We start from the raw sequence: 11502 nt of genomic DNA, 5'->3' as shown, positions 1-11502 counted from the left end.
TCCCGTGACTTTTGTTCTAGCTGTTCGAGCAGGCCGATGGCTTAGTCAGCAACTTCCCCGCACAGATGGCGGATCCCTTGTTTTAAATCATCCCGAAAGCGGTTAAAGGTCGGCATATCAAGCCGGTCAAGCTCAATCCCCTCCACCACGGGCCAGAGATCGCCACGATGGTACTCCTCGTTGTTGAGCAATCGACCCAACACCTTTTTCGGGGCGCGATCTGGCGAGCGGTCATTGCCTGACAGCTGAGTTTCAAGCTGGGTACAGTGCTGGTAGGCATCTGGCTTACATGAGCAGATCAGCCAAGCCTCCGAGGTCGGTTGCGGCACCATGGCAACACCCTTACCCACAAAACCTGCGGCGCGGAAGCCTTCTTGCATTGCCTGCACCAGATCCTGCGGATCGTGACGCTCTCCCTGAGTACCATCTGTATCGTGAAAATAAAGCGCCAACTGTGCTTGCGTCGGGGTTTCCGTTTGCTGCGCCAGCTTTCCCAATACCTCCGCTCGTTTACCGTGGATCAGGTTGCCGGACTTGGTCCTTTTACTGGGGAATCGAAAGGGACTGGCCTTGGCGAGGGTCTTCATCTCGGCCGCAGCAACCAGCACAGACGGAATGGCATGCTCTTGCTGTAAGTCGAACAAATCTGCGTTCCAGTCAGGCAAATGGTGAACCAGCAGCCGATGAGCAAGACGCAGCATGGGGCCCACCTCAAGATCGTCGCCATAGGCATAGGCTTGCGCGTTGCGGCTCGCGCCCAGATCGGTCGGGCCTTCACCAAATACCAGCAAGGTTTGCAACATAGTTATGCTCTCCCTGTACTGGTTTTATCCTCGGTGCTTTTTTCAGCCATTTGCTCGGCTGCCTCTGCGACGTGCTCAAGGGAGAGATCGAGCATCGACTCACCTGGCGAGAGACATTCAAGCCGTGCTGCCGCCATGGGAACATCGAAGAAACGCACGGCACGGCTGACACCATCGGGACGCTTGTAGATCAGCAACACACTTTGCCGCGCCACCTTATCATTGAGGTAGTTGAGTACCATGGGGCTATGGGTGGTCACCAGCAGTTGCTTGGCGGAACCAACCAGCGCATCCACTAACGCCTCGGTGATCTCGGGATTGACACCGTTCTCTATCTCGTCGAACAGCACAAACTCATAAGGGCTGAATTGCTGGGCCAGAATGGCCAACAGACGCAGCATGCCATCGTTGATATGGCGGGCTTCGGTGACCATGTCACTTGCTGGCTCATTCGTAAGCAGGCTCGCCTGTCCCTCAGAGTTACTGGCTTGATAATGTTCGTGCAACTCAAGTTTGATGTTCCCTCCACGCATAACGCTGGTGTGGATCTTGGTCACTTGGGGATAGTAACGCTGTAAGTCCAGCAGTAATTGCTCACGCTCTGACAGCTTTAATTGATGAATAAAGGCACTCAGCTGTTGACCACCACTGCCAATATCATCGCCAAGATTGGCTAGACGGGCTTTACGCCGGAGCTGTTCTGGCGAGAGCAGATCGAGAGAGCGGATCGCCTTGATGCGTTCGCGCAGTTCACGCAGCAATGGCGAAAGCTGGTTATCTTTGAGCTGTGACAGCAGTGAACCGGTGTAGTTAAACGGGATCTCGTTCCACTGTGTCGAGTCGGAGCTCTCCGAACGGTGCCAATACTTTCCTCCTTTGAGCTCAAAGACGGTTCCATCCTGACGATGGCTGCCATCAAGCAACCAGGAACCATCCATCTGCAGGTTGGTGACCTTGGCAACTTCACGGGTACAGGCGAGGCGGGTGCGGTTAAACGTGGCCTCCCATCGCAGATGTCGCCCTTCAATCTCCAGCTCGATGGCCAGTTCGATATTGAATTTTTTACCTAGGAGGCGGCTGGCCAGATCAGCTGCCGACCAGCCACGGGCTATTAGCCACTCCTTTACTTCACCACTCATCACATGAGCCGCAAAATCGAGCGCCTGCAGTAAGGTGGTTTTACCTGACCCATTAAGGCCAATCACGCAGTTAAAGCGTGAGAGTGGCAGGCTAAATCCTACCAGCGATTTGAAGTTATCTATTTCAAAACGGGTCAGCATCCGCTGCTCCTTTTTTGATTGTTCAGTAGCCCCCTCTTGCCTATGCGGACAAGAGGGGGCTATTCGCTCGTTATTTTATCCGCACCCGTTTGCCATCAACGATGGCCTGTTGCAGGCGACTGCGCAGTTTGCTGAGGTAAGCGTCGATATCCTGTTCAGTCTCAATAAAGAGATGGCTGCCCCCCAGCAACTCGGTCGGCGAGACCAGTTCAATGGGTTTAAGCACGGGTTTAGGTTTGGCAACGGGCTTATCGATAGTTGTGTTTTCAACAGCAGAGGCAGCACTGTTTCCTACAGAGGGTTCCTGCACTTGTGGTGGGAACACTGATACTTCGGACTGATGAGCAGCTTGCTCGGCGCTATAGCGGTTGATCAGCGCGATGACCTCATCTTCCTGATCGTCAGCCTCTTTCACCAGACTGACCAGCTCATGGAGCGAGACGCTCTTCGCCACCCGCTCTTTAAGCAATACAAAGGGGCGCATCGCTTTATTTTGCAGCTCGCTTGGCAACTCACTGACCGAGGATTGGATCCCCTGCTGGGTCTGTTCGATGGCCTGTAAGCTGAAGGCGCGTTTTTGCTCGATGAGGCGTTGATTGATCGCCGCCAGCTGTTCGACCAAGGTACCGACATTGCGCAACTTGCCATAGGGCTGCGCGTCTTCATGGATCGCTCGCAACTGCTCAATGAGTTTTGCTGCTGCCGGATCTTGCTCCAGAGCATGCTTATTGACGCTGAACTGCTCGCCCAAGGCACGACTGAGTTGCTGCCAGGTGTCGAACTGGCGAGTGAAGAATTCCTCCACCTCTTCAAAGTCTTCGGCAAAGTCCTGCCACTCGTTCCCCTGTTGGCAGAGCGCCTCTATCAGGGCGTAGCTGTTATTGCCAAGCTCCAGCGAGCCTGCGACCAGCCGTTTACCGCTCTCTAGTACGGCCAGCCCCGGACAACGCCCTTGCTTGCCCTTGAACTCAAAATCGTTGAGCAGTCGCTGCAACTGGGCCAACTCGTCGAGCAGCTTCTTGGCCAGCTCTTTCTCGCTGCTATCGAACGGCTTGCGGAAAATGTCTTTGGCAAGGCGGGCCGCTTTGACTACTTGCTGCTCACTGTGCTGGCGCACCCGTCGAATACGCAGCGTGGTGTGGCTGCGCACCGAGGTGAACTGGTCATAGCTGCGCTTGAGGGGCAGGTCGCCATTAGGGGTCGAGAGGGCCGCTTTCCCCAGCAATACCAGATGGGCCAGTTGCAGCATGACCTCATCACGATTCCAGCCATAGGGCCTGGCACTGAAACGATCGAGCATCTCTTTGAGATAGACCGGTTTATTGGTTTCTTCAGAGACATTGAGGTAGAGCTCGATCTCTTGCTTGGCCCCACCGTTAGGATCTTGCTCGCCCAAGTGCATATTGAGCTGCGCAATGTCGTCGGCCATGATGACGCTTTTAAGTTCCTGCAACGGATTGGTGCCGCAACTCTTGAGCAATGACAGTTTTGAAAACGAGTTTTCAATGACGTAGCCAAGCGCCTCGTCCAGTATATTGCTGACACTGCCAGATTTGAGCTGTAGCTCGTTACCGATGGCATACACCTGCGCTTGCTTGACCAGCTCTTCAAACAGAGACTTCAACCGGTTGCGACGTTTGGTATTCTCCATTGCCTTTTCAGTCAGCAGTTTCTCCTGCTCCGGCCGTTGGCTACGATTATTAGCGAGGAATTTCTCGGTTTTTAGCCAGGTATCGAATTCATCCCAGAGCCGCTTTTCGTCGGGCAGACAGATCAACACGCAACCTTTCCCTTCCAAGCTCAGTGATTTGCATCCCTGCTCATGATAATCCTCGAAATTGGCGTCAAGGGGCGAGATGACTTTGAGCACGAGATCAGTCTGAACACTGCCATCAAATGGGTGCCCATTGCAGAAGCGACTTAGCGGATAATCCTGCTTGTTGACGGCATAACGATACTGCCGACGATTGCCCATTACCTCTTCAAAGATCCACTTCGACAGCTGTCTATTCACTTCGGTTAATTCAACCTGAGTGTGCTTGATCTCCTGCTCAACCTCTTTCTCTTCATTAGTCAGGAACACATACTCGTCGCCATTGCGGGCAATCAGAAGCTGGTTTTCAAGACGATGCAGGCTAGCTTCGATACGCCGCTTGAGCGCCACTTTGTCGGTATCGATCTCTTCAATTGAGAGAGTTACCAGGTTATCTAGCGTGGACTTCACGAGATCGACATAACGGATCAGGAATAGCGACTTGAGAATGTCGATATCTTCCGCAAAAAGGGTGCTCTTCTCGGCAGCCTGCTCGAAGATACGTTTGACGTTGGTGTCGAGAAACGACTCGATGGCCGGATAAAACGAGTGGAACGGCACCAGTACGCCCACCCCTTTATTCATCTGCTGACGCGCTGCATTCTGGAAAGCATCAAGCAAGGAGCGCTCACCACGAGAAAGGTGTTTACCGGTTGCCCCGACCTTGCGAATGGCCTCGAACACCTTCTGCACCAGCAGGTACTGGTAAGGGATGAACGGATAGTGATCGACAAATTCGACATTGTCGCGATAGTTGGCCAACTCTGCGGTGGTGGTCGCGTCAAAGGCCAGCTGGTTGCGCAGAATATCGCCTTTTTGGATAAACAGATCGGCCAGCTCATCTTTGGCCTCTGTGGTTTTTTCCAGCAGGCGCTTCTGGATCACTTCGTTGGTGTTGGACGATGAGAGGGAGACCCGGGTATGGAAACGCCCCTGGATCTTGGAGAAGTCCTGACCTTTTTTGGCGCTGAGATCCCCAAGTACGGCATCGATATCCTCTTGAGACGTCACAATCACCCAAGCGCGACCACCGCAGGAAGTACCTATATTCTCGGTGATGGTCTGCAGTTTGAGCATCATCTGGGTGTTATTGCCGATGAACTGGCCCACTTCATCGACTAAGAAGACGATTCGTTTACCATCCCCGCCACTCTCTCGGGCGCTACGATCCAGATACTCCCTTACCCATTTGCAGAAATTGCTGATGTCGAGGGTAAACATGGATTCGAGGTTTTCCATGCTCTGCACCGAGGAAGCTTCCGACTGGCCGGTTGCATGAGCCCAGGCTTGCGCCATTTCATCCCGGCAGAAGCCATAGGCATCACGTTCCTCTTCCCAAGAGGAGCCAGTCAACTCGGCAAATTTGCTCTTGAACGCTTGATATTGATTGCGAGCATCAAGCTCCCGCTCAAGGTGTGCAATATGAGGATGGTCGGCGCAATAGCCGAGCCGCTCGTTAAACACCCGCAGGAACACTTTCAGGATGGCATCTTCTTTATCTTCAGTATCAGCACGACTGTCGATGTTAAAAAGAATCACCTCGGTTTGACGATTCACTGCTGCGTGAATATCGCTGTAGAGCAGGTTGTCACTGATCTTATCTTTGAAAAAATCGATAGCAGCTTTGCTCTGCTCGCCGTGAACGGCTCTCTGGTTACCCAACAGATAAGAGAGGATCTTGATAAAGTGCGATTTACCGGAGCCAAAGTAACCGGAGACCCAGATACCTATCTTACCAGCCACGCTGGGATCATCAGGATGGGTGACGCCTGGCAAATAGGTCTCGAAGAAATGGCGCAGATGGCGATCAAGCTCGCGGGTCACCACATACTCATCAAGCTCAGTCCAGATGATTTGCTCATCCAACTGCTCTGCTTTCACCACGCCATTGATCGGCCTGTCCAGTTGTTTGGTAAACAGCTCTTTAATTTGCATTGATGATCCCGTGTTTGTTGCCACTAGATATTCCAATTTCTGCTTTTGTTTTTCGTCGGTTAGTAACGCCTTCAACCGCTCAATATCAATACTTGAACGAATGCGGTACCAGTTGGAAAGCGCGGTAGTAGTTGGCTGTCGCCACTTCAGCACGATCCAGGTCAAACGGATAAAGCTCAAGACCGTTGTAACGGCCAGGATAAAACAGCACCAAGGGTATTGCGCCCATGTGGGCATGAAGCGCATTGAGCAGGCTATGGCCACGCAGCAAGGGCCAGCATTGGCCTAAACCGCTCAACACCACAAATTGTGGAGATGCCGAGTGAATTTTATCCATCAGGTGTTTGGCGACACGGCCTTGCTCAAGCGGCCCTTTAAGGGCCTTAGCAAGTTCGTCTGTTCCTTTTTTCAGCTCAAGTTCGAAGGCTTTATCCAGCAGTTTTCGCTCCTGCAAGATAGCCAGCAATGCTTCAAACAGGTTGATATGCACAAAGTTCAACCCCTGCTTGGCAAGGCGTTGCAGACTCAAACTCAGATATTCCCGCACATCCAATTCGAACTGCGGCGGATAGTCAAAAATGTAAAAACCTATCTCTCCCCCGAGCTCCCGATTGTGCAGAAAGCTCTCGCTTTTCAATCGCGTCTCTATCTGTTCGAGGCGGGCAATCAGCTGTGGTTTGCTGTCCAATTGAACCTTCATCTTGCAGACTCCATGGCATCATAGGCTTTTTGGTAATCAAGCCGACTCGCCCACTTCCGCAGCTCTGGCATCAGGTAAATATTCTGTAGCTTTCGGGAACGGCCTGACTCGATATAACCCACATCCGCCAGGATCTTGAAGACATTGTTCCCCATCTTCTGGATTGAACTCTCTGAATAGCTATCAAGGCCCTCAATCACCCGCTGACGTGAGACGATAAACTCGTGCCAATCGTCATTGCGCAGTGACTCACGATACATGCGGCGGGCATCAGCAAAGGCGGTGGCCATAAAATCGGTCAGTACCGGCGAGTGACACATGGTCGCCAACAGCAGCATCTGTTTGGCCAAATCATCCGATACGATGAGCAGTTGTTCCCAGAATGCAGGTCCCATCGGCTCTAGCCGCTTGCGCAGGGTCGATGCCATGCGTTTGGCACTGTGCAACGAGGGCTTCTGCAGGGCATTCTCATTCACAATGGCATCTATCCATTGCGCCTCATCAGGCTGTCTCAACAGCAGTGCGGCAATCACTCTGCTTTCGCGCAGCATGATGCTGCCGCCGATGATGTCACCCAGATACGCTTTGGCCGTCATAACTACTCCACAACAGGGGTCTTCAAACGGCGTTATGATACGCGAATCTGGCCACAATGCCTTTAACCCGGCGCACAGTTAGCGCCCTTAAGTAACCCACACGGCGACAATTCCCCCCTTTTCTGGCTATTGGCCCAATAATGCCGGTGGCGTACTCGGACCATCGCATCTGACCTGCCCCAAGGAGTTAGTGCGGCAGGTAGTGCCATCGGAGGCGCGTAGATTGCCGAGGCTATCCTTGCGCCAAGTGACCGTATCGCCGGTGCCAGGTCTGCTGACGCGCACATTGCCCAGACTGTCTTTGCGGTAGGTGGTGCCTTCGCTGCAGCGGACATTGCCGAGGGAGTCTTTCCGCCAGGTGGTGCCGCTTTGGGAGTCTCTGACGTTGCCGAGGCTGTCTTTGCGCAGGGTGCCGCTCCTGCCATCGTCACATTGGTAGCGGGTATTGCCGAGGCTGTCTTTGCGGTAGGTGCAGTCGGTGGCCTGCACTGTTTGAAACAATAACCCAAGCATCAAAAAAGCCACTAAGGTACAGGATGGGGAACGGGCGGCCTTGATGCGATAACGCTTAGGACCTTCGCTATCACCGCTAGTATTCTGGGTACTATAGGTCATATCTCCCCCCTGACCGTTGGCAGTTAGACTGCCGATTTCTTTAGGCTGACTATACCCATCCCGCCTGACCATCTCGATACTGTGGTTTTTCACATGTCGTGTTTTCAGGCAGATGAATTAAATAGAAGATGAGGGGTTCGCAGAAATGATTGCCGTATCTGCATGATAGAAGGCCCCGCACAGCATACCGTAGACCAAGCGCACCCGGCTATCTGACCCCAGCAACACACCTAACAGAGCCTCCCCACCTTTCAGATCATCACTGTGCCAAAAACACCAGAGCGCTGCTTCTACCACATCGAGCCAACTGGCATGACCGAGTTGATTGCGCGCCTTGCGCCGCCAACTGCCTCGCATCACGGCGCCCGTATTGAGGGACTCAGGCGCCAGGGCGCGGATCTCCATTGCCGTCATAGTGAGACCATCCAGCTTGGCCTGCTGGCTACCATGGTTTCCCCGCAGCAGTTTGTCGAGCAGCAGCGCCAGCCATCGCATGGCATCTTGGCATTCGAGGCTGGCATCCTCCTCCAGTAAGGCGGCAGCACCGGACATCAGTTGCTCTCTCCCCTGGTAGACAGGCAGGTCTGTGCGATCCAGCCGGTTTTGCTCGATATGCATAGCCAACCGTGCCAACCTGCACACTTCAGACTCTGCTCTGACATGCGCCATCTTGGGCAAACAGGTTACCGGCATAGCACCTTCCCTAACGACCACAGCGATTAGCTCGTGAGCTTGCTCGGCAGATGCCAGGCAAAAAAGTCCTTTGACCAGGGGTCTCTCCTGAAGGTTTGCCTCAGCGACCAAGGCCAGTTGCTGCATCTGGCACAATACGGAATGGTCATCGTCAGTATCCTGATAGCGGCTCATAAGCAGGCTCCTTTGGCACAGACTTCAGATGCGAGCAGTATATGTAGCTTGTATACTCATGCCGATACTGGGTACATACACATGTCGCATTTTGGAGCACATATGACCCCCAGAGAGCTCACTTGGGATCAGACGCTGCGCTTTCGCCTGCTAGAGATCGTGTTGCAATGGGAAGGACGGCTGACCACCAATCACCTAATGACAGCCTTCAATATCGGCCGCCAGCAAGCATCACGGGATATCAATCACTACCTGACCCACTACTCACCAGAAGGGTTGATCTATGACCGAAGCCTGAAGGGATACAAGCCCACCGAGCAATTCGTACCGCGATTTAGTGAAGGAAAAGTAGATGAGTACCTGATGCTGTTACATCGTGAAAAACAGCACCAACGCCAACATGAAGCGGGGCTGTTGACCCTGCCGCTGATGGATTTGCGCTACGGCCATATCGAGATCTTGGATGTACCCAACCGCCATATCGACCCCAAGATTGTGCGGGGTCTGGTGCAAGCGGCTCGCGGTCAGTTGCGGGTCGATGTCGATTACGTATCCCTCAGCTCAGAGGAGCAGAGCGGCCGCAATATCGTGCCCCATACCCTGGTCTATGACGGGATCCGCTGGCACGTGCGCGCTTACTGCGAGAAGAAAAGGGTATATCTGGATTTTGTGATGAGCCGGTTTCGTGGGGAACCTGAGCTACTGGATACCTCCCCTCACGGCCGGGATCAGGATCTTGAGTGGAACACCCAAGTCACTGCGGTGGTCATCCCCAATCCAACCCTCAGCGCAGGACAACAGGCCATCATTGCCAGTGACTATGCCATGCCAGATGGCAAGCTGCTGCTCAACCAGCGCATCCCTTTGATGCATTACGCGCTGGAGCGCATGCAAGTGAGCTATAACGGCGATCACGAACAGAATCCGCTGCTCTACCCGCTGGTGCTGGCAAACCGGGACGAGTTGGTAGCCAAAGGCTGCATCTTCAAGCTCCGAAGCCCGGATTTGCGCGAGAGTTAAGGGGCTTAGGGTGTTTCCAGAATAAAAACCTGACTACAGGAACGCTAGCCCCGTTTGTACCTACTTACTTGCTCAAGAAAGTAGCTGCCCAGCTCACCCTTATGCTGGCTTGCTTCGCTTTCTGCGCTGGCCAAGTGACCGTTGCGCTCCTTCCATACCGCATATGCGGCGGTCTTCTCAACCTCGATCCGTTCTTGCTGCTCCTTCGGTAGGGCACACAGATTGTGACTCATACTGACTTCTTTGTTATTTATTGGCGCCATGGTACGTCATCAGTGGCATGCGGGACTTGCGCTGGTTCAAAGGTGGTGCGCTATAATACCTGTATATAAATACAGGCATTGTTACCATGAAGCTGTTAACCCCAGACCCATCACCCGCCGAGGTGACCATCCCGCTGTTCTTGCACCGCGCCTCTTGCGGCTTTCCCAGCCCAGCCAGCGACTATCTGGAAGGGAAGTTGGACCTCAACACCCACTGCGTGCCGCACCCTGCAGCAACCTTCTATCTGCGTGCCGAGGGGGAGAGCATGACCGGGGTCGGCATCTTTCCCGGTGACTTGCTGGTGGTCGATAAGAGCCTCACCCCTCGCCATGGTGATGTGGTGATTGCACTACTCGATGGCGGCTTCACGGTAAAGACCTTGCAGCTCAAGCCGAGGTTGCGGCTGTTGCCAGCCAATCCGGCGTTCACGCCTATCGACCCTTGTATGAGCCTCTCCCTGGAGTTGTTCGGAGTGGTCACCCATGTGATTGGCAATCTGAGGCAGCGTGATGGCTATAGCGCTCGTTGATGTAAACAACTTCTACGCCAGCTGTGAGCGGTTGTTTCGCCCTGAGGTGCGTGGCCGCCCGATCGTGGTGCTCTCCAACAACGATGGATGCGTGGTGTCGCGCAGCCCCGAAGCCAAGGCGATGGGTATCAAGATGGCCGGGCCCTACTTCAAGATCCGCGAGCAGTTCGAGGCGCATGGCGGTGTGGCATTCAGCTCCAACTACGCGCTCTATGGAGACATGTCTGGCAGGGTGATGAACACGTTGGAGACCATGTCCCCCGAGCTGGAGGTCTACTCCATTGATGAAGCATTCCTGTCACTGTCGGAGTCGTTTGCCGGTGACCTGACAGCCTATGGACAACAGATCCGGCAGCGAGTGTGGCAGTGGACCGGCCTAACGGTAGGGGTCGGGATTGGTCCCACCAAGACCCTCGCCAAGCTGGCCAACTATGCAGCCAAGAAGTGGCCTGCCACGGGCGGCGTCGTGGACTTGCGTGACGAGCTGCGCCGTGCCCGGCTGATGGCTATCACCCCGGTGAACGAGGTGTGGGGCATAGGACGGCGCTTGGGAGCCAAGTTGGTGGCACAAGGCATCAACACCGTTGCTGACCTGGTGGCTAGCGACGCCAAAGGGTTACGCGCCCAATACGGCGTGGTGGTCGAGCGGATCGTACAGGAGCTGCGTGGCCTGCCTTGCGCAGAGCTGACCGTTGAACCGGCGGCGAAGCAGCAGATCCTCTCGAGCCGTTCCTTTGGTGAGCGCGTGACTGACCGTGGAGAAATGGCCCAAGCGTTGTCAGGCTTTATGGCTCGCGCAGCCGAGAAGTTGCGGGCCGAGGGGATGTGTTGCCAACGGGTGCACCTGTTCGTGCGAACCAGCCCCTTTGACGAACGAGCGCCTTACTACAGTGAGCAGGCTGGCGTCCGGCTGGTCTGCCCTAGCGATGATACCCGGTTGCTGCTGCAGCAAGTGAACGTGCTGCTACCGCAGATTTGGCGCGACGGTTACCGCTATCAGAAGGGGGGCGTCATGCTGAGTGAGTTCACCCCCAAGGGGCAGCAACAGGCCGATCTGTTTGCCCCGTCCTCCGCTCAATC

Annotated in this window: 11 protein-coding genes; 3 read left to right on the top strand and 8 right to left on the bottom strand. The window is 54.4% G+C overall.

What is annotated here, in order from left to right; translation table 11 throughout:
* Nucleotides 1-41: 41 nt before the first annotated feature.
* From AB5Y72_RS19015 to AB5Y72_RS18985, 7 genes are all read right to left on the bottom strand, one after another.
* Entirely contained in the window at nucleotides 42-803 is a 762-nt protein-coding gene (locus AB5Y72_RS19015; protein WP_128297390.1) for a hypothetical protein, read from the bottom strand.
* 2 nt (nucleotides 804-805) lie between these two features.
* Nucleotides 806-2083: an AAA family ATPase gene (locus AB5Y72_RS19010; RefSeq protein WP_368199439.1), complete on the bottom strand. Its 1278-nt coding sequence runs from the start codon at nucleotides 2081-2083 to the stop codon at nucleotides 806-808.
* A 70-nt stretch (nucleotides 2084-2153) separates the two neighbouring features.
* Complete coding sequence (gene brxC, locus AB5Y72_RS19005; protein WP_368199438.1) at nucleotides 2154-5996, bottom strand: BREX system P-loop protein BrxC; 3843 nt, start codon at nucleotides 5994-5996, stop codon at nucleotides 2154-2156.
* Nucleotides 5917-6531 carry a DUF1788 domain-containing protein gene (locus AB5Y72_RS19000; protein ID WP_139392568.1) on the bottom strand — a complete coding sequence of 205 codons (615 nt, stop codon included), beginning with the start codon at nucleotides 6529-6531 and terminating at the stop codon, nucleotides 5917-5919. Before AB5Y72_RS19000 ends, brxC begins: the two co-directional genes overlap by 80 nt.
* Nucleotides 6528-7127 carry a DUF1819 family protein gene (locus AB5Y72_RS18995; RefSeq protein WP_368199437.1) on the bottom strand — a complete coding sequence of 200 codons (600 nt, stop codon included), beginning with the start codon at nucleotides 7125-7127 and terminating at the stop codon, nucleotides 6528-6530. Before AB5Y72_RS18995 ends, AB5Y72_RS19000 begins: the two co-directional genes overlap by 4 nt.
* A gap of 126 nt (nucleotides 7128-7253) precedes the next feature.
* Nucleotides 7254-7742: a hypothetical protein gene (locus AB5Y72_RS18990; protein WP_368199436.1), complete on the bottom strand. Its 489-nt coding sequence runs from the start codon at nucleotides 7740-7742 to the stop codon at nucleotides 7254-7256.
* Between the two features lie 117 nt (nucleotides 7743-7859).
* A complete protein-coding gene (locus AB5Y72_RS18985; protein ID WP_234922593.1) occupies nucleotides 7860-8609 on the bottom strand; it encodes a hypothetical protein in 750 nt (249 codons plus the stop codon).
* A 102-nt stretch (nucleotides 8610-8711) separates the two neighbouring features.
* On the opposite strand from AB5Y72_RS18985, the gene AB5Y72_RS18980 reads away from it, so the two are divergent.
* Complete coding sequence (locus AB5Y72_RS18980) at nucleotides 8712-9629, top strand: WYL domain-containing protein (protein ID WP_368199434.1); 918 nt, start codon at nucleotides 8712-8714, stop codon at nucleotides 9627-9629.
* A gap of 44 nt (nucleotides 9630-9673) precedes the next feature.
* Here AB5Y72_RS18980 and AB5Y72_RS18975 read toward each other — a convergent pair whose 3' ends face one another.
* Nucleotides 9674-9862, bottom strand: a complete 189-nt coding sequence (locus AB5Y72_RS18975; RefSeq protein WP_368199433.1) for a DUF3283 family protein — start codon at nucleotides 9860-9862, stop codon at nucleotides 9674-9676.
* Nucleotides 9863-9978: 116 nt separating this feature from the next.
* Between AB5Y72_RS18975 and umuD the strand changes: the two genes are divergently transcribed.
* Entirely contained in the window at nucleotides 9979-10422 is a 444-nt protein-coding gene (gene umuD / locus AB5Y72_RS18970; RefSeq protein WP_201939228.1) for a translesion error-prone DNA polymerase V autoproteolytic subunit, read from the top strand.
* On the top strand, nucleotides 10403-11502 hold a 1100-nt coding region (locus AB5Y72_RS18965), incomplete at its 3' end, for a Y-family DNA polymerase (RefSeq protein ID WP_368199032.1). The genes umuD and AB5Y72_RS18965, both read left to right, overlap by 20 nt.

This window comes from Aeromonas sp. R7-4 (assembly GCF_040908055.1).
GTDB classification, from domain to species: Bacteria; Pseudomonadota; Gammaproteobacteria; order Enterobacterales; family Aeromonadaceae; genus Aeromonas; species Aeromonas sanarellii.
The sequence above is the reverse complement of the archived record's forward strand: the minus strand, read 5'-3'. Positions and strand labels throughout refer to the sequence as shown.